This is a genomic window from Metabacillus niabensis (genome assembly GCF_902829255.1).
Classification (GTDB): Bacteria; Bacillota; Bacilli; order Bacillales; family Bacillaceae; genus Metabacillus; species Metabacillus niabensis.
Genome location: NZ_CADEPK010000021.1, coordinates 1 through 19361 on the forward strand (window position 1 = coordinate 1; position 19361 = coordinate 19361).

Here is a 19361-nt window from a genome sequence, read left to right on the forward strand (position 1 = left end):
CTGTAAAACCCATTTATATTTCCATATATTCATAGAATAAAGTTTTAATTTTTATTTGGAAAAAATTTGGGCTAATAAAAGAAATTAGTGAATCAAAAAGCGGGTGTATTATTGAAACTAGGGGGTATGTTTAATGGCTGGAAACAAAGAGTTTGTAAATCGAAGACTGCACTCTTTATTAGGCGTCATTCCTGTAGGGCTGTTTTTAGTTCAGCATCTTGTTGTCAATCACTTTGCTACAAGAGGTGCTGAAGCATTTAACAAGGCAGCACATTTTATGGAAATGCTACCATTCAGGTATGCGTTGGAAATTTTCATTATTTTCCTTCCACTTTTATACCATGCAATTTATGGTGTTTATATTGCATTTACTGCAAAAAACAATGTAACGAACTATGGCTACTTAAGAAATTGGCTATTTTTGCTTCAACGTGTTACAGGAATTATCACTTTTATTTTTATTGCTTGGCACGTTTGGGAAACGAGAATAGCTGCAGCATTTGGACAAGAAGTGAACTATGATATGATGGCTTCAATTTTAAGTAGTCCTATTATGCTAGTATTCTATTTAGTTGGTGTTATATCTACAATTTTCCATTTTTCTAATGGATTATGGTCATTTGCAGTAAGCTGGGGAATTACAGTTACTCCTCGCTCACAACAGATTTCCACATATGTAACGCTTGCAATATTTTTAGCGCTTTCAATTGTAGGTGTTCGAGCAATCTTTGCATTCGTCTAATCGAGATCTTATCAATAGAAGCGATTAAAAGGAGTGGGGTTAATGAGTAAAAATAAAATTATTGTTGTCGGTGGCGGACTAGCTGGTTTAATGGCGACAATGAAAGCAGCAGAAGCTGGCGTTCAAGTAGATTTGTTTTCATTAGTACCAGTGAAACGTTCTCACTCTGTATGTGCACAGGGTGGAATAAATGGTGCTGTTAATACAAAAGGGGAAGGAGACTCTCCTTGGGAACATTTTGATGACACTGTTTATGGAGGAGACTTCCTAGCAAATCAGCCTCCTGTAAAGGCTTTAGCAGAGGCGGCACCATCTATCATACACTTATTTGACCGAATGGGTGTAATGTTTAACAGGACGCCTGAAGGATTATTAGACTTTAGACGTTTTGGAGGTACGCAATACCACAGAACAGCATTTGCAGGAGCTACGACTGGACAGCAGTTATTATATGCATTAGATGAACAAGTTCGTCGACATGAAGTTGCAGGACTTGTTACGAAATATGAAGGTTGGGAATTTTTAGGTGTAGTCCTAGATGACGATGGTGTCTGCCGCGGTATTACAGCACAAAACCTAACAACAATGCAGATTGAATCTTTCCGCTCAGATGCTGTTATTATGGCAACTGGTGGTCCTGGTATTATTTTTGGTAAATCAACAAACTCGATTATTAATACAGGTTCTGCTGCATCGATTGTCTATCAACAAGGTGTTACATATGCGAATGGTGAATTTATTCAAATTCATCCAACGGCAATCCCAGGTGATGATAAACTTCGTCTTATGAGTGAGTCTGCTCGTGGAGAAGGTGGACGAGTTTGGACATATAAGGACGGGAAACCATGGTATTTCCTTGAAGAAAAATATCCTGCTTACGGTAACCTTGTACCTCGTGACATTGCTACACGTGAAATCTTCGATGTTTGTGTCGAGCAAAAGCTAGGGATTAATGGGGAAAACATGGTATACCTTGATTTGTCACATAAGGATCCGAAAGAGCTTGATATAAAACTAGGTGGAATAATCGAAATCTATGAAAAATTCATGGGTGAGGATCCGCGTAAAGTACCTATGAAAATTTTCCCTGCTGTTCATTATTCAATGGGAGGACTTTGGATTGATTACGATCAAATGACAAATATCCCTGGATTGTTTGCTGCTGGTGAATGTGATTACTCAATGCACGGTGCGAATCGATTAGGAGCTAATTCGTTGTTATCAGCTGTTTACGGTGGTATGGTTGCAGGACCTAATGCTGTGAAATATATTAGTGGACTTGAAAAAAGTGCAGAGGATTTATCATCTACCTTATATGATGGATATGTGAAGAAAGAAGAAGAGAAATGGAATCATATTATGGGACTAGATGGTAATGAAAATGCTTATGTCCTTCACAAGGAATTAGGAGAATGGATGACTGACAATGTAACAGTTGTTCGATACAATGATAAGCTATTAAAAACAGATGATAAAATTCAAGAGCTGTTAGAAAGATATGAAAATATTAATATTAATGATACAGCTAAGTGGAGTAACCAAGGTGCTACATTTACACGTCAATTAAAAAATATGTTGCATTTAGCTCGGGTTATTACATTAGGAGCTTACAATCGTAATGAAAGCCGTGGAGCTCATTATAAACCTGAATTCCCAGAACGTAATGATGAGGACTTCTTAAAAACAACAATGGCTTCATTTACTGGTGAGGATTCTGCACCTAAGTTTGACTACGAAGATGTAGATGTATCATTAATTAAGCCACGTAAACGTGATTATTCAAAAAGCAAAAAGGGGGATAACTAATGAGCGAGAGAAAAGTAGTTCAATTTATTATTACCCGCCAAGATTCACCGGACGCTGCCCCTTACGAGGAAAAATTTGAAGTGCCGTATCGTCCTAATATGAATGTTATTTCTGCACTTATGGAAATTCGCCGAAATCCTGTAAATGCAGATGGCAAAAAAACGACACCTGTAAACTGGGATATGAATTGTTTAGAGGAAGTATGTGGCGCTTGTTCAATGGTCATCAATGGGAAGCCTCGTCAATCATGTTCAGCACTTGTTGATAAGCTTGAACAACCAATTAGACTTGAGCCAATGAGAACATTTCCAGTTGTACGTGATTTACAAGTAGACCGGAAGCGGATGTTCGATTCATTGAAAAAGGTTAAAGCATGGATTCCTGTAGATGGTACGTATGATTTAGGCCCTGGACCAAGAATGCCTGAGAAAAAACGTCAATGGGCATATGAATTATCAAAATGTATGACATGTGGTGTATGCTTAGAGGCTTGTCCGAATGTGAATAGTAAATCTAACTTTATTGGTCCAGCTCCATTATCACAGGTTCGTTTATTTAATGCCCATCCAACTGGAGCAATGAATAAATCAGAGCGTCTTGAAGCGATTATGGGTGATGGTGGATTAGCAAACTGTGGTAATTCCCAAAACTGCGTACAATCTTGTCCTAAAGGAATACCATTAACAATTTCGATTGCAGCATTAAATCGTGATACTGCGATTCAATCATTCCGGAATTTTTTTGGTAGTGACCAAGTCTAAAGGATTTTAAACCGACAAAATAATTGGTTCCTTATTAAGGTGAATTTTATTGCTTCAACTCTTTAACCACTCAATTATGGGTGGTTTTTTTTCGTTATTAAATGAACAATCTAAAAGGTTTTACATATTTTAAAAATAGGTTCAAAAGGTGAAAATATAGTTTTTTATCCATTGCTTAGTTTTCGTCTTTTGGTCAATATAACGTTTAAAATGAGAGAGTTTTAATTATTTGGGGATTAGCAAATATAGAATTATACATTCGTATTTTTAAACGATAAAAATGGACGTAGTAAATACACCTTTTCCAAAGCATTTCAGTCACAGTAAGCAATTGCAGCACATAATATATGTTGACTAAATATATACCCATCCGTTAGATCAGCTCTCACCTTAGCAAGGAGGGTTACAATACTTGAAAGAGAAAGAGTTTCAATCAAAGCCATTACTCACGAAAAGAGAGAGAGAAGTTTTCGAATTGTTAGTTCAAGATAAGACAACAAAGGAAATAGCTAGCGAGCTCTTCATTAGTGAAAAAACAGTTCGGAATCACATCTCGAATGCGATGCAAAAGCTTGGTGTAAAGGGACGTTCTCAAGCGGTTGTCGAGCTCCTTCGAATGGGTGAACTAGAGCTCTAACCTATACCGGCTAACCTTTTATAGGTTTGCCGGTTATTATTTTATTTGTAATCGATATTATTTATTTCTACTGAAATTTAAAGATGGTTGTCGTATAATTGTTGCTTGAGAATTTCTTATAAATAATCAGGTTGATTTTGTTGAGGGGGTTGTTCATACGATAGGGCCAGTTTACTTTCTACATGTTGCACTGAATACAAGCTTGAACTTCCACTTGATTTCAAAAGACGATGTTAATGTCTATCGTTCATAATTGTGTATTTGTTGTTTGGAAGATATGAGACTCCTGTTTAGAGAAGCGTGACAAAGGGAGACCCCACAGGCGTTTGTGCTTAAGCAGCACGGATCGCTTGAGGAAAGCAAATGGCTGCAAGAGGAAATTAACAACGGTTTTTATGGTCTTTCAATTAAAACAATCTTGCATTTTTTAATTAAAACATGGAAAATTGAAGTGATATGTACATAACCATTATGAGGATGCATATCAGTACTAAATTAGTGAGGGTAAAAAGTGAAAAGTAGACAAGAATTAATAAATGATAAGACAGTTGCGGATCTCGAAAAGGCACTCCGACATATTTCCAGTATACTAAGACAAAAGGGTCGTTGTATACTGAGTGATTATGGTATTACTCCTCCTCAATTTGTTGCGTTGCAATGGTTATGGGAATATGGTGACTTAACAATTGGTGAACTTTCGAATAAAATATATTTGGCATGCAGCACAACAACAGATTTAGTTGACAGAATGGAAAAAAATCAGTTAGTGATGCGAGTGAAAGACCCAAAAGATCGAAGAGTTGTACGAATTCATTTATTAAAAGAAGGCGAACGTATTATTGAAGAAGTTATCGAAAAACGCCAAAAATACTTACGAGATATGCTTGTTAATTTTGAAAAGGATGAATTAGAAGTCCTTGAAAAATCGTTAATCAAGTTACAACATGAAATGAGAGAAGAATGAGGCGATTATTTGAAAAGTCCAATCGGAGTTATTGATTCTGGTGTCGGCGGTTTAACTGTCGCAAAAGAGATCATGAGACAATTACCAAAAGAAGAAATTATATATTTAGGGGATACAGCACGTTGTCCATATGGCCCAAGACCTGCTGAAGAGGTTCGACGTTTTACATGGGAAATGACTAATTATTTGCTTGATAACCATCATATTAAAATGCTAGTCATTGCTTGTAATACTGCAACAGCTATCGCATTGCAGGAAATACAAGAAACAATAAATATCCCTGTAATCGGGGTGATTTTCCCTGGTGCTCGAACTGCTGTAAAAGTCACTAAAAATGACCAAATAGGTGTAATCGGGACAATCAATACAATAAAAAGTGCTGCATATGAAACGGCGCTTAAAACATTAAATAACACGCTGAAAATTGAAAGTTTAGCATGTCCAAAATTTGTCCCTCTAGTTGAAAGTGGAGATTACGAAGGTGAGCATGCAAGGCTAATTGTTGAGGATTCTTTGGCTCCATTTAAGAATTCCAATATTGACACGTTAATCTTAGGTTGTACACATTATCCTATTTTACAGCCGCAAATTGAGGAGTATATGGGACAAGCTGTTCAAATTATTTGTTCTGGTGATGAAACGGCAAGAGAGGTCAGCACGATTCTGTCCTTTAAAAAAGCGCTAAACCAAACACCTGGTGAAAAAAATCATTTATTTTTAACAACCGGTTCCAAACAGTTGTTTGAAAAAATTGCTTCAAAATGGTTTGAACACCCTATCGAAAACGTGAAGTCTATTTCACTTGAAAATGTTGAAAATATTCATTTATCATAAGGAACCATCTATGAAGGAGTCTATCTTCTTTATGCGATTTATAGAAAAATTCACTTTGATCTATAACGCGTATAAAGTAAGATAGACTTTTTTGTTCCTATCAGTTAGTTTCATTGTGTAAAAAAACATCCCTTTAAAGCTTTAGCAGAGAATTTGTACAAAAAAGCGGTCTAAAACAAATTATAGCTCGTATACATTATAGTACAAACTGCCTTTGGAGGGATTTGAATGTCAAAATACAACAAACAGATTGCAATCACTGTCATTGCATCATCTATGCTACTCTCAGGCTGTAGTTTATTTGATGCAGAAAAAGCTACAAAGGAAATCGATCCACCACAGGATGTAACAATTACAGAGGATGTAAATCAAAAAGGTGAAGGAAAGGTTGAAGACGTTGCTGGAGAAGAAGCAGAAAAAAATGTAACAAATCAATTATATTTAATTGATAAAAATGGATTTGTTGTTCCTTACACAATGAACCTGCCTGAAACAAAAAGTGTTGCAAAACAAGCTTTAGAATATTTAGTTGACGGTGGTCCAATTTCAAGCATGCTGCCGAATGGGTTTAGAGCCGTTCTTCCTGAAGGTACAGAAGTATTGGGTGTTGATATTAAAGACGGAGTAGCTGTTGCAGACTTCTCAAAAGAATTTAGTACGTATAATAAAGAAGATGAAGAGAAGATTTTACAGGCTATTACTTGGACATTAACACAGTTTGACTCTGTTGAAAAAGTGAAAATTTGGGTAAATGGACATGAACAGAAGGAAATGCCTGTAAATGGGACTCCAATCCAAGATGGAATTGGAAGGGAGTATGGAATTAACCATGATTCCTCTGATGTTGTCGATTTGACTAATACGCATCCTGTTACCGTTTATTACAGTGCTGAAACAGATGGACAAGAATATTTTGTTCCGGTTACAAAAAGGGTAAGTAACACAGAAACGGACAAAATTGTTTCAGCCGTTGAAGAGTTAGTAGAGGGTCCAGCGTTAGAGACAGGATTATTAAGTGAGTTTCAAAATGGTGTGGAGCTTATAAGCGCTCCTAAATATGAGGATGGAAAAGTTACCTTGGATTTCAATGAGGCAATTTACGGAAGCTTTGACGAAGAACAGAAAATCATTTCATCTCAAGTGTTACAATCACTTGTCTTAACCTTAACAGAGCAAGAAGGTATTGAAAGTGTAGCTATTACTGTAAATGGTAAAGCTGAGTTAATGGATGAAAATGGTGAAAAGCTAACAGAGGCTGTCACTAGACCTACAAATGTAAACACAGGTAGTTTTTAATATTTAATTTTTGTTATACTATATGATAGTTAGAGGTAAGCTTTTAAAGCTGCCTCTTTCTTCATTTAGTGTGGATTCGAAAATAATGTGGAAACCATACTAGCTGAAAAACTTTTTTGTTTACATATAGAGATGATGATAAATGGAGGACTGTAGAAATAATGAGACATGATGGGCGAAAAGCAAATGAATTAAGAAAAGTTGAGATTGTAACAGATTTTATCATACACCCTGAAGGCTCCGTATTTATCACAGTAGGAAATACGAAGGTTATTTGTAATGCAACGATTGAAGACAGAGTTCCACCTTTTATGCGTGGTGAAGGAAAAGGTTGGATTACAGCCGAATATTCGATGCTACCAAGAGCAACTGAACAGAGAACAATTAGAGAGTCTTCTAAAGGGAAAATAAGTGGTCGAACAATGGAAATTCAACGATTAATCGGCAGAGCGTTACGAGCAGTTGTTGATTTAAAGGCATTAGGAGAACGAACAATATGGATTGATTGTGATGTTATTCAAGCTGATGGCGGAACAAGAACGGCTTCGATAACAGGAGCGTTTGTAGCAATGACTTTGGCACTTGGAAAGTTATTGGAACAAGGAAAACTTAAAACTCTGCCGATAACAGATTTTCTTGCTGCGGTATCTGTTGGGGTTGACACAGAGCATAAAGAGATACTAGATTTAAATTATATAGAGGATTCTTCTGCACAAGTCGATATGAATGTCATAATGACATCAAAAGGTCAGCTTGTTGAACTTCAAGGAACAGGGGAAGAAGCAACGTTTTCAAGAACGCAATTAAATCAGCTTATTGATTTAGCGGAACAGGGAATATACTCCTTGATTGAATATCAAAGAGAAGCGCTTGGGGATTTATCTTTAATCGTAGATGAAAATTTAAAAAAGTAGGTTGATTTTGTGAAGGAAATTATTATAGCAACGAAGAATAAAGGGAAGGTTAAAGAATTTGAAGCATTGCTTACTCCTCTAGGGTATATCGTTCGTTCTTTATTGGATTATCCAAATGCGATCGATGTTGAGGAAACAGGTACTACATTTGAGGAAAATGCAATACTTAAAGCCGATGCGATTGCAAATACATATCAGAAATTAACGATTGCTGATGATTCAGGGCTAGCTGTTGATTATTTAGATGGAAAACCTGGAGTTTATTCTGCGAGATACGCAGGTCCAGAAAAGGATGATATTGCGAATATTAATAAAGTATTGAAGCAGTTAGAAAATGTTGAAAAATTAGAAGAACGTTCGGCAAGATTTGTATGTGCCCTTGCGCTATCTATACCAGGTGAAAAAACAAAAACTGTTGTTGGAACCTGTGAGGGATATATCTCAATGATGCCAATAGGTGAAAACGGCTTCGGCTATGATCCGATTTTTATTGTCAAAGGAAAAGAAAAAACAATGGCATGTTTAACAAGTGAAGAAAAAAATGAAATTAGTCATCGAGCGAAGGCTTTGGAGAAACTGAAAGAGCTTATTTATTAATTTATAGGGCGGCGCATAAGATGAAAGTACTTATCATGAGTGATAGTCATGGACTAACAAAAGAAATTGAAGAAATTAAAAATCGTCACAAAGATGAAGTTTCATTGATGCTACATTGTGGAGATTCTGAATTATCACATGAAAGTCTTGAGTTAGCATCATTAACAGTGGTAAAAGGGAACTGTGATTTCGGTGCAGATTTTCCGAATGATGTGATTTGTGATATTAATGGTTCAACATTATATTTAACACACGGTCATTTATATCAGGTGAAATCAACTTTATTAAATTTGAAGTATCGAGCATTAGAAGTTGGTGCACGATTCGTTTGCTATGGTCATTCACATATTGCGAATGCTGAAATGATCGATGGAATGATATTTATTAACCCTGGAAGTATTCGTTTACCAGTACTGCGCAGACAGAAAACTTATGCTATACTAGAAGTGGAAAATTCAATTGCAAATGTAACATTTTTTGAAGTGAATGGAACTATTGTTGAGGATTTATCACAACAATTTTCACTGTAAAGTTAATATGGAGGGGAGATTTCCCCTTTTTAAAAAAATGAAAAAAAGTTTTAAAAATAATGTTGACTTTTATTCTATAAGCAAATATAATAATAAATGTCGCTGGTGATACACAGTACATAAGGGAAAACACCTTAAGAACATTATTCATTATAAACATGTCCCAGTAGCTCAGCTGGATAGAGCAACGGCCTTCTAAGCCGTCGGTCGGGAGTTCGAATCTCTCCTGGGACGCCATAATAATACATATTCAAAACCTATCATATTAAATGTGATAGGTTTTTTTATTTTTAAGATATGTCAAAGCCTATCATTGATTTCTTAGCACTATGTTATTGAAGAATACGTGGGATTCTTGTTTAGAGAAGTTTGTTAGAGGATTTAACGCCATGGAGGAGCGTTCCAGACCTTCTACAGAAAAAGAACGCTACAAGAGGAAATAAACAACCAAGATTAACATCGCCACCTCTTCAAGAAATTTAAGGAAACTTTTGTAATGATAGTTGTTATGGTAAGAAACAATTAATTTTTAAGAATCTAAGTCGTCTAATGGAAATATTCCCTCTAAGAAATCTAAGTCTCTATGCAATTCTCCTTTCGTGACACCTGTACCGAGTATAATAAACTCTCAAATCGATTTTAGTTGAGTATAATGTGTCTATCCAAGCCTTCTATATAACTACTATAAAAATGCGTCTACAGTGTATAAATTAGTCTTCTTTGGACTTAAATTTATTTTCTATCTCATTTAAAAAATTTAATACAGCTATTTTCATTTGCTCGACACCTGGTTGTTCTATCGGGAAATGTCCAGCTCCTTCTAAAATTACACATCTTTTCTTACATTGTAATCGCTTATAAAAGGATTCACTTAAATTAAACGGTGTCATTGGATCTACTTCAGGATGGATAAGTAATATAGGACAAATGTCAAAATATTCAGGTTCAATCATTAATTTCATATTTAAGAAGGTTCTCAGAAATCGCAAAGGTATTCTTGTCCCTGCCGAGCGTGGATCGTTCATAATTAGATTGGTCAAATCAAAGTTATTTGTAATTAACTTCATTCTCGATACTTTAGAAACAGGAATCCGAAACGAATCCAATACAAAGGGGAAACTATCCATCGTGAATTTACCCAAGCGACTAATTACCTTATTTGGAGCAATTTGATCACGAACTTTTTGATTACTTGTATCCACGAAGGTCGTTACAATCAACCCTTTAACTTGTTTGCTCATACTTGCCGCATGATATGCAAGCATGCCTCCAATGCTGGCTCTTAATAAAATAATTGGTTTACCGTCTCGCTTGAATTCCTGTTCGATGAACTCCGTAATTATTTTTATCCAATCACGGTAATCTATAGATTTTAATGACTCAGTATAACTGAGACCATAAGGAGGGAGGTCTGGAGATACAACATCATATCCATGTATTTGTAACATCCTTGCATAGGGTGCCAATAGTCTACCGTTTCCACCTGCACCATGTATTAAAATAACTTTAATTTTCGATCCCGAAACAGACATTCGATCCAGATGGATATGATAATCGTTCCAACCCCACCATTCCTCAGATGGTAGGTTATTGTCATTTATTCGCAATTCTTCAGGGAAAAATCTCTGATATTTCTTCCAATAAACTTCGGTTTCATTGTATGTAAAATTTTTAGTGTTAGGATTCACTCACTCTTCCCCCAAACCGTATTGTAATGGCATTTGCTAACCTTACTAAAACGTAATAGTGGGAACACACACTAGTAAGGTACCGATCTAATAAGCCTTTGCCGTTGTTATTACATATATTAACTTATTCTAGATGGTTTCAAAAAAGCCTTCTTATTGAGCTTAACCTGCCCCTTTAGTGCAATAAGTAAATGCGATACCTCTTTATTGAAGTACCGCACCCATTTGTTTAAGTACATTTCTTCACAAACATCGTCTTTTCAGTTCATTCTACTTTAAATTTCTTGGGTTATTTCTCTTAAAAATTGTTTCCTCTTCTCATCTGTTGTTAAGTTAACTCCAGAAAAATGAATCCATTTAGTGTATTCGTTTTTAATTCCCAGGTCAGCTAAAGTTCGGTTAATGAAGACTCCTTGAATAGCATTTCCTCCTTCAGATTCAATATAATCTTTATCCGTTGTAGAAGTTGAAATCACAGTTGTTTTTTCTATATTTGTCAATAACCCTTTCAGAGAACCTGTTGTTTTATCCTCTAGGAAAGCGAAGCCACTCAACATCACTTTATCAATAAATCCTTTTAAAATAGCAGGTAAGTCCCACCACCAGACAGGAAATATAAAAATCAACTCAGTTGCCTGGCTTAATTTTTTTTGATATTCCTTAACTAATTCGTAAGGTGTTTCTCCTCTATTAAATTGCTCCAATTCTTCTGCTGTAAATACGGGATTAAACCCATCTTTATAAAGATCGATCACTTGAAATGTTTCTTCCTTAGCTTCTAAGTCTTTCGTGATAGAAGTTAAGATTGCATGATTATAGCTTCCTTCCCATGGATGTGCATAGACAATTGTTTTCATTACTAGTTCACCCTTCTCCCTAATTTGCATCATATTTTGATGTACATTCATCTTATTGTATGCTATAACATTCTACAAGTACGGTAATTTAAGTATGATACTAACCTAAAGGAGAGTGTTGAATGGAAAATGAATCTTATGTATTTAAAGATAATTTGAAGGATACTGGTTTTGGCTATACTTTGTCATTAATTGGTGGAAAATACAAAATGACAGTTTTATATGCTTTATATTTAAACAATAACCCTATTCGCTATAACCAGCTGAAACGGATGCTTGGCAATATTTCTTTTAAAACATTAACCAATACACTAAAGGAACTTGAGGGTGATCAACTAATTAATCGAAAAGAATATCCTCAAGTGCCTCCAAAAGTAGAATATAGTTTATCGGAAAAGGGTTTATCATTGATTCCTGTATTAGATGCAATTTGCTATTGGGGAGAAGAACAATTGGATAAAAGAAAGGAAGTGACGAATAAAGTGAACAATAACTAAAGAAGGCTGCCTGGTCAGCAGCTGTAGATTCCTTTTCATAGTATTAATCAATAAACCTGCACCGTTAGTCAAAAAGCGAATGCACTTAATGAACACTCGCACCAGTTACTTGAAGAACAATATTAATCAAAAGGAAAATAATACCTACAATGTTAAATACATTAGAAAAGCCTATATTTTCCGCTATTGCAATAGAAGGCTTGTTGTCTTCCATACAATCCCAATAAGGAATTTTATTCTTTTCCAAACTTTGTAATTCACACTAAACATCCTAATTTCACCATATTCATTTTGCTATTAGCATTTTTTTATTCAACTAACCAGCCCCCATTGTTGAAGAAGAAAAACTAAAACTCTAGAGAGGACGATACAATCCTTTCTTGTTTTTGGAAAACTTCTATAACCTGAGTATATCAATGGTTTCCATAATTGGGATTAAATTTCCTTATACTGTAGTAGCTGTTTATCCTCTAATTACAAAAAATGGTGTGTCAATACTGTTGTCAGTTTACACACCATTTACTTTGTCTATTTAAAATTTGTACTCCAAAACGAAAGCCTTTGAGACGATCCCCATGCCTCTTTTTATAAAATAAAAATCCAAAACACAATCGCTAGTAAAAAGCGATAAATAGCAAAAGGAATGAGCTTAATTTTATTAATTAGGCTAAGGAAGAATTTAATTGCGATTAAAGCAACTACAAAAGCTGTGACAAAGCCTGTAATAAACAATGGCAAATCACTGCTGTTTAAATGACTCCAGCTTTCGAGTAAATCCTTTCCAGAGGCGGCAAACATAATCGGAATCGCCATAATAAACGTAAATTCTGAAGCGGTCCGGTGATTCATGCCGACGAGAAGACCGCCTGATAACGTTGCTCCTGACCTTGAGAAGCCAGGCATTAAGGCTAAGCATTGAAAGAGCCCGACAGCAAATGCTTGCTTATAGGAAATTTGGTCAAGTGTATTTGCAACAGGTGCGGGTTTAAATTTTTCAGCAATAATCATTAGCACACCACCAGCAACTAATGTCATAACAACCGTTTGTGGTGAAAACAACACATCCTTGATCGTATCATAAAATAGGACGCCACCAATTCCGAACGGAAGCATACCAATCGCAATATGGAACACGTTTAGCTTGCCTATACTATTCTTCTCTTCACTTTTATGTAAGCCGAAAATCGTAAGAATTCTCCTCCAAAATAGAACAACAACTGCTAGAATCGAGCCTAACTGAATGACAATTTCAAAGGTTGAGGCACGTTCCCCATGAAAATTTAGAAGATGGCCAGTAAGGATTAAGTGACCAGTTGAAGACACTGGTGCAAATTCTGTTAACCCTTCGACAATCCCCATGATGATGCCAATAATAATATCCATTCGATTTCTCCTTTATCAAATACTCTTTTAAACAATATCAAAAAACCAGTAAATGTAAATAGGGTGGTTTTAAGTAGATTTTAAATTTTCGTTACGATATTTTCCTGTTATTCTCCGAACAAATCGGAAGTAGAGGTGACATTTTTGTCACTTTGAAGTGAAGGATGGCAGACAATTTCAACAGCTGCTTTTACTCGTCGTTATTGAATGATTTTTCGAGTTTAAATAGAGCATTTTTAGTTTGTATGAACAATTTGAAAAAACATTAAAATAACTGTTTGACATGGAACGCGTTTCATCAATTAGACTTAAGCCAAATAATAGGAAATGAGGAGAGTCTATGATTTCAATAATCATCCTTTGCTTTGTGATATATTTGGCATCATACTTCTGTTTAAAGTCATCAGGACAATCAATGGATGTTAAGTCAATGAAGGACTTTGACGATTATTTTATTTAAAAGTAACGCTTCATTTAGGTTTTTAGATATTAGCATTGTTTTGCACTTCTCTCTTTAGGAAATGGTATGATGAACGGGGATAGGCTTTTATCCTTTGAGTATGGGCTTATAAATTGAAACCTATCAGGCTTTACTGAAGATTAAACGTGATAAGATGACATGTTTGAAAAAAGGTGAGCATATGACAAATATTAAAGATTTAGCGAAGTTGGCTGGAGTTTCTGTGACGACTGTATCTCGTGTGTTAAATGATCATCCATATGTAAGCAAGGAAAAACGGGATGCGGTTTTAAAGGCGATCGAGGCAACGAATTATTATAAAAATATTAATGCTGTGCATTTAAGTAAAGGGAAAACAAATATGATGGGGGTTGTCGTTCCCTTTATTGATCATACGTATTTTGCCTTTTTAATAAAGGGAATTGCAAAACAGGCTTTGAAAAATAATTACAAATTAGTGTTGTTTCAAACGGAGTACCAGAAGGAGCGGGAACTTGAAGCATTGGAAATGTTAAAGCTAAAGCAAATTGATTCGTTAATTTTTTGCTCGAGAGCCTGTGATTTTGCCATTATTGAAGAGCATATGTCATTTGGTCCGATCGTTCTTTGTGAGCATATTGAAGGGAAGCGGATTTCTTCAAGCTATGTCAATCAATACAACGTTTTTTTTGAAGCGTTAGAATATTTGTTTGAGAAGGGACACCACCGGATTGGCTATAGTATTGGGAGAAGGACAGGGACAAATAGCTATGAGCGGGAAATGGCCTATCGTGATTTTCTCACTAAATATCAGCTTCCGTTACATCAAGAGTATATTATTGATGGCTGTCTCTATTTTGAGGATAGTGAGAAAGTAATGAAGCGAATCAAACAGATGGCAAAGCCTCCCACTGCATTGCTCATTACAAGTGATCAAGTTGCGGCAGGGATTGTTACCTATTGTCAAGCAAATGGGATAGCGATACCAGAGGAGCTTTCGATTATCGGCTTTGATAACCAGCCGATTGCGAAAATGATGAATATTACAACGATTGATATCCCGCTGTTTGAAATGGGTGAAAATCTTTTTCTGCAAGCAGTTGCCGAGGAGATTTCAAATAAGGAAATGTCCGTGAAACTCATTGAAAGAGGTACGGCTTAACGCTGTTTTCTGATAGAATATTTATAGAGAGAAAAAATAAAATGTAACATTCTTTGTATGGGGACAAAACACTAACGAAAGAAAGTTGGAATGCACATGACAAATCAGAGCGTAATCTTCTTTGATATTGATGGGACGTTATTGACTCATGAGAAGGAGTTACCAGCATCGACAAAGGAAGCGATTTTCAAGCTAAAAGAGCTAGGACATGAGGTAGCCATTGCGACAGGGCGAGCTCCGTTTATGTTTGAGGACATCCGTGAGGAATTAGATATTCGCACATTTGTTAGCTATAACGGTCAATATGTCGTTTTAAACGGTGAGGTCATTTATGCGAATCCATTAAATATTCCAGCTCTTGAACGATTAACTGAAAAAGCATTATTAAATCGACATCCGGTTGTGTTTATGGACCATGAGGATATGAAGGCAAATGTTCCAGAGCATGCTTATATTCGGGAAAGCATTGAAACGTTAAAAATTAACCATTTCCCAACACATGATCCGAATTATTATAAAGGTCGCGACCTCTATCAATCATTGCTTTTCTGTCCAGAAGGTGAAGAAAAACAATATGAGCAGGAATTTGCTGAATTTGATTTTGTTAGATGGCATCCTGTTTCTGTTGATATCCTGCCAAAGGGTGGTTCAAAAGCGATCGGAATTGAAAAAATTGTGGAAAGATTAGGATTCCCGAAAGAAAGACAATACGCCTTTGGTGATGGGCTTAACGATTTGGAGATGCTGTCTGCGATTGAAAATAGTGTTGCGATGGGGAATGCAGAGGATAGAGTGAAAAAAGCTGCCAAGCATGTAACGAAATCTGTTGAAGACAATGGAATTCTCCATGGCCTTCAAATGGTTGGTCTTCTGTAAGTAGGAGAAAAAGAAACAGAGAGGTTCGTGAATGAGATGAAGTTTAGACCATGCATCGATATTCATCAAGGTAAGGTGAAGCAAATTGTTGGGGATACACTTACTTTGGATAATCGTAAGGTTGTAGAAAATTTTGTATCAGAGCATGATTCTGATTATTATGCAGCGATGTTTAAGGAAGACAATCTAACTGGTGGACATGTTATCATGCTCGGAGATGGGAATCATGATACAGCTATCCGTGCATTAAAGGAATATCCAAATGGGCTGCAAATTGGCGGTGGGATCACTGCTGAAAATGCAGGCGAATATTTGGAAAATGGCGCTTCACATGTGATTGTTACCTCCTACATATTCAATAACGGGGAGCTCAATAAGGAGCGATTAGAAGCGCTAGTCAAGGAAGTTGGCAAGGAACGACTCGTCATTGATTTAAGCTGTAAGGAGAAGGATGGGAAATGGTTTGTCGTAACGAATAAATGGACGACATTTACCAATTTTGAAATCAATGCAGCGTCCATAAAGGAAATTGAAGGCTACTGTGATGAATTGCTCATCCATGCGGTTGATGTTGAAGGAAAGCGGACGGGAATCCAAGAAACACTTGCTAAGCAATTAGCTAGCTGGGTCTCAATTCCGACAACCTATGCAGGCGGTGTCCGCTCAATCTCTGATTTAGAAGCATTTCGTCAGTTAACAGATGGTAAGCTTGATCTTACAATTGGCAGTGCATTAGATATATTCGGCGGGAATCTTCCTTACAAGCAAGTTGTTGACTATTGCCGTAAGCTTTAATGAGAATTTTACATCATCGAGGGTGACTCAAAAGGGTCAGAACCTTTCATTTGTTTGAGGGGTCTGAACCATTCGTTTTGAGCCACCCTTATTTTTATTAATAAAGTTTTTCATAGGGGGCTGTTAATGGTGAATTTTCGCTTAGATGAGGCGATTGAAGTTTTGGAGCGTACACCAATTTTATTAAAAAGCTTTTTGACTGGATTATCAAATGGATGGCTGCAAGGCAATGAAGGTGAGGGCACATGGAATGCTACGGAAGTGGTTGACCACCTTATTGAAGCTGAAAAAACTAATTGGCTACCAAGATTACAATTTATTCTTAATGAAGGAACGGCAAAGCCATTTCCCGCATTTGATCGGAACGCGCATTTACTTCCAGGACGTGAGCAATCGATGGAAGAAAAGCTAGATGAGTTTGCGAGGATTCGAAACGAAAATATCACGAAGCTAAAGGAGCTAGTGACAAATGAAGAGCTTCTTGAGCTATCTGGCATCCATCCTGAGTTTGGCGAGGCAAAGATAAGAGAACTGATTTCGACGTGGGCAGTTCATGATTTCACACATATTGCACAAATCGTCCGCGTCATGGCGAAAAGATACAGTGCAGATGTTGGACCGTGGAAGGAATATTTAGGGATACTGAGGAAGTAGGTTTGCTTTTGTGTAGAAAACATAGACTCATTGTGGCGTTGATTCCTTAAGGAGTGAACGTTTTTTTATTTGGCTGTTGATTTTTAAGCACTTTGTTGATTGGAGTGGAGGGCATGAGACTCCTGCGGGAGAAGCGTGTCAAAGGGAGACTCCACAGGAGCTTGCTCCGAGGAGGCTCCCGGACCGCCCGCGGAAAGCGAATGCCCAGTAGCGGAAATCAACAACAAAGTTTAACAAAGCCTTTTATTTAAGAGTGGAGTTTATAGCTGTACAAATAAAAACAACTATTATATAATTAGTTAGTAAGGAATACTAACTAATTTATTTAAAAAAGGGGGCTTCTATGGATCTGTTTACAATGATTTACCGGTTTAATAAATTGTATGTTTTACGGCTTCAGGAAATTTGTTCGTCCTATGGAGTCACAGCTGTTCAATGGCTTGTTCTGCACCATGTCTACAATCATGAGGGATGTACGAGCATCGATATTGTCAAGGAATGGTCTGTTGAAAAGCCGACCGTATCTTCTTTAGTACGGAAGCTAAATGAACAAGGCTTATTGCAGTTTACAAGTGGTCAAGATAAACGGCAGAAGAATTTGTCTTTGACAGATGAAGGGAAAACCCTTTGCGAAAAGATAACAAAGCAAGTGATCGAACTCCAATTATTTGTCGCAGATCCGCTATCAGAGGATAAAGTGAAGGAATGGATGGAAGAGCTAAAAATATTGGAGGAACGTATGAAGGATTATGAAAGATAAAATCTGGTCAAAAAATTTTATAGTCATCTCATTAATTAATTTTTTATCCATTTTAATGTTCTACTTATTAATTGTGACGATTGCAAGCTATGCGATTGAGACCTATCATGTTTCAACGAGTATTGCCGGCTTAGTTTCAAGTATTTATGTAATCGGTGCGTTGATCGGGAGGCTTTTAACGGGCCGATTAATCGGGAAATTGGGTCCGGCAAAAATATTGCGAATAGGTGTTATTTTATTTTTTATTAGCGCGTGTTTTTATTTTATTGAAATTCATATCGGCTTTTTGTTAGTGAATCGGTTTATTCAAGGCGTATTTGTTGGAATTATTGGAACAGCTGCTGGTACGATTGTCGCGCATATTCTTCCTGCTACTCGTAAAGGGGAAGGGATTGGCTATTATAGCTTAAGCGTTATTCTAGCAACAGCAATTGGGCCGTTTATTGGGATTTTCTTAATGAAGTTTGAAAATGGCAATGACTATATTTTTGGATTAAATGTCTTGCTTTCGCTTATCATGATCGGTGCTTTAGCTTTTATTCGTTTAGAGAGAGAGCAGTTTCATGCAAATCAGCAGGAACAAAAGGAAGAGTCGTTTCTTGCAAAGTTTATGGAGCCTAAATCGATCCCGATTTCGTTTATTGCGTTATTAATGGGGTTTGCTTACTCAGGCGTCATGTCGTTTTTATCTTTTTATGCTGAAGAGGTCAACTTGGTTGAAGCAGCAAGTGTGTTTTTCATCGTTTATGCACTTGCAACGATTTTTACCCGGCCATTTTGTGGTCGATTAATGGATGCGAAGGGGCCTAATTTAATCGTTTATCCTTGTTTAGTCATTTTTGCAGCTGGGATGTATTTATTTAGTCAGGCAAGCAGCGGCTGGATGTTATTACTTTCAGCAGCTTTGATCGGGCTTGGCTTTGGGAACTTTAATTCGATTGCCCAAACGATTGCTGTGAAGGTAACTGAACCACATCGCTTTGGTTTTGCGACATCGACGTATTATATTTTTTATGATCTTGGACTTGGCTTTGGTCCGTACTTATTAGGGTTATTTGTCCCATTTGCAGGATATCGTTCCATCTTTTTATGGATGGTTCCAATCATCATTATAAGTATTCCGCTTTATTCCGTTTTACATGGACGAAAAGCGAAATTATATATCTAAG

The 19361-nt window shown here is 36.5% G+C and carries 21 protein-coding genes, 1 tRNA gene and 1 pseudogene; 19 read left to right on the forward strand and 4 right to left on the reverse strand.

Going from position 1 to position 19361, the window contains the following annotated elements:
* Positions 1-133 precede the first annotated feature (133 nt).
* From HU235_RS04255 to HU235_RS04310, 12 genes are all read left to right on the forward strand, one after another.
* Positions 134-742, forward strand: a complete 609-nt coding sequence (locus tag HU235_RS04255) for a succinate dehydrogenase cytochrome b558 subunit (RefSeq protein ID WP_095300604.1) — start codon at positions 134-136, stop codon at positions 740-742.
* A gap of 42 nt (positions 743-784) precedes the next feature.
* Positions 785-2548: a succinate dehydrogenase flavoprotein subunit gene (sdhA, locus tag HU235_RS04260; protein ID WP_095300603.1), complete on the forward strand. Its 1764-nt coding sequence runs from the start codon at positions 785-787 to the stop codon at positions 2546-2548.
* Entirely contained in the window at positions 2548-3309 is a 762-nt protein-coding gene (gene sdhB, locus HU235_RS04265) for a succinate dehydrogenase iron-sulfur subunit (RefSeq protein WP_174879426.1), read from the forward strand. The genes sdhA and sdhB overlap by 1 nt, the downstream gene beginning before the upstream one ends.
* Positions 3310-3721: 412 nt before the next feature.
* Complete coding sequence (gerE, locus tag HU235_RS04270; RefSeq protein ID WP_003184172.1) at positions 3722-3946, forward strand: spore germination transcription factor GerE; 225 nt, start codon at positions 3722-3724, stop codon at positions 3944-3946.
* A 328-nt stretch (positions 3947-4274) separates the two neighbouring features.
* Positions 4275-4412, forward strand: a complete 138-nt coding sequence (locus HU235_RS04275; RefSeq protein WP_174879427.1) for a hypothetical protein — start codon at positions 4275-4277, stop codon at positions 4410-4412.
* A gap of 45 nt (positions 4413-4457) precedes the next feature.
* Positions 4458-4910, forward strand: a complete 453-nt coding sequence (locus HU235_RS04280; RefSeq protein WP_233452127.1) for a MarR family winged helix-turn-helix transcriptional regulator — start codon at positions 4458-4460, stop codon at positions 4908-4910.
* Positions 4911-4919: 9 nt separating this feature from the next.
* On the forward strand, positions 4920-5744 hold the full coding sequence (gene racE, locus HU235_RS04285; RefSeq protein ID WP_095300601.1) for a glutamate racemase: 825 nt from the start codon (positions 4920-4922) through the stop codon (positions 5742-5744).
* A gap of 228 nt (positions 5745-5972) precedes the next feature.
* Positions 5973-7040, forward strand: a complete 1068-nt coding sequence (locus tag HU235_RS04290) for a GerMN domain-containing protein (protein ID WP_095300600.1) — start codon at positions 5973-5975, stop codon at positions 7038-7040.
* A 161-nt stretch (positions 7041-7201) separates the two neighbouring features.
* Positions 7202-7954, forward strand: coding sequence for a ribonuclease PH (gene rph / locus HU235_RS04295; protein ID WP_145582188.1), 753 nt, complete (start codon positions 7202-7204; stop codon positions 7952-7954).
* A 9-nt stretch (positions 7955-7963) separates the two neighbouring features.
* A complete protein-coding gene (locus tag HU235_RS04300; protein WP_145582187.1) occupies positions 7964-8551 on the forward strand; it encodes an XTP/dITP diphosphatase in 588 nt (195 codons plus the stop codon).
* Positions 8552-8571: 20 nt separating this feature from the next.
* Positions 8572-9081, forward strand: coding sequence for a metallophosphoesterase family protein (locus HU235_RS04305; protein WP_095300597.1), 510 nt, complete (start codon positions 8572-8574; stop codon positions 9079-9081).
* Positions 9082-9241: 160 nt separating this feature from the next.
* Positions 9242-9318: transfer RNA gene (locus HU235_RS04310), tRNA-Arg, on the forward strand.
* 473 nt (positions 9319-9791) lie between these two features.
* Here the strand turns inward: HU235_RS04310 and HU235_RS04315 are convergent.
* A complete protein-coding gene (locus tag HU235_RS04315; RefSeq protein ID WP_174879428.1) occupies positions 9792-10769 on the reverse strand; it encodes an alpha/beta hydrolase in 978 nt (325 codons plus the stop codon).
* Positions 10770-11044: 275 nt separating this feature from the next.
* Entirely contained in the window at positions 11045-11626 is a 582-nt protein-coding gene (locus tag HU235_RS04320) for an NAD(P)H-dependent oxidoreductase (protein WP_174879429.1), read from the reverse strand.
* Positions 11627-11748: 122 nt separating this feature from the next.
* On the opposite strand from HU235_RS04320, the gene HU235_RS04325 reads away from it, so the two are divergent.
* On the forward strand, positions 11749-12123 hold the full coding sequence (locus HU235_RS04325; RefSeq protein ID WP_174879430.1) for a winged helix-turn-helix transcriptional regulator: 375 nt from the start codon (positions 11749-11751) through the stop codon (positions 12121-12123).
* A gap of 122 nt (positions 12124-12245) precedes the next feature.
* Here the strand turns inward: HU235_RS04325 and HU235_RS04330 are convergent.
* A pseudogene (locus tag HU235_RS04330) lies at positions 12246-12370 on the reverse strand (GNAT family N-acetyltransferase); the annotation flags it as partial.
* Positions 12371-12708: 338 nt separating this feature from the next.
* Positions 12709-13506 carry an undecaprenyl-diphosphate phosphatase gene (bacA, locus tag HU235_RS04335; protein WP_174879432.1) on the reverse strand — a complete coding sequence of 266 codons (798 nt, stop codon included), beginning with the start codon at positions 13504-13506 and terminating at the stop codon, positions 12709-12711.
* Between the two features lie 641 nt (positions 13507-14147).
* On the opposite strand from bacA, the gene HU235_RS04340 reads away from it, so the two are divergent.
* The 6 genes from HU235_RS04340 to HU235_RS04365 all read left to right on the forward strand — a co-directional run bounded on the left by HU235_RS04340 (position 14148) and on the right by HU235_RS04365 (position 19360).
* Positions 14148-15107 (forward strand): LacI family DNA-binding transcriptional regulator, encoded by a 960-nt coding sequence (locus HU235_RS04340; RefSeq protein ID WP_174879433.1) that lies wholly within the window; start codon positions 14148-14150, stop codon positions 15105-15107.
* Positions 15108-15203: 96 nt separating this feature from the next.
* Complete coding sequence (locus HU235_RS04345; RefSeq protein ID WP_174879434.1) at positions 15204-15983, forward strand: Cof-type HAD-IIB family hydrolase; 780 nt, start codon at positions 15204-15206, stop codon at positions 15981-15983.
* A gap of 36 nt (positions 15984-16019) precedes the next feature.
* Positions 16020-16778, forward strand: a complete 759-nt coding sequence (gene hisA / locus HU235_RS04350; RefSeq protein WP_174879435.1) for a phosphoribosylformimino-5-aminoimidazole carboxamide ribotide isomerase — start codon at positions 16020-16022, stop codon at positions 16776-16778.
* 129 nt (positions 16779-16907) lie between these two features.
* Positions 16908-17432 (forward strand): DinB family protein, encoded by a 525-nt coding sequence (locus HU235_RS04355; RefSeq protein ID WP_174879468.1) that lies wholly within the window; start codon positions 16908-16910, stop codon positions 17430-17432.
* 343 nt (positions 17433-17775) lie between these two features.
* Entirely contained in the window at positions 17776-18192 is a 417-nt protein-coding gene (locus HU235_RS04360; RefSeq protein ID WP_174879436.1) for a MarR family winged helix-turn-helix transcriptional regulator, read from the forward strand.
* Positions 18179-19360, forward strand: coding sequence for an MFS transporter (locus HU235_RS04365; protein WP_174879469.1), 1182 nt, complete (start codon positions 18179-18181; stop codon positions 19358-19360). The genes HU235_RS04360 and HU235_RS04365 overlap by 14 nt, the downstream gene beginning before the upstream one ends.
* Position 19361 lies beyond the last annotated feature (1 nt).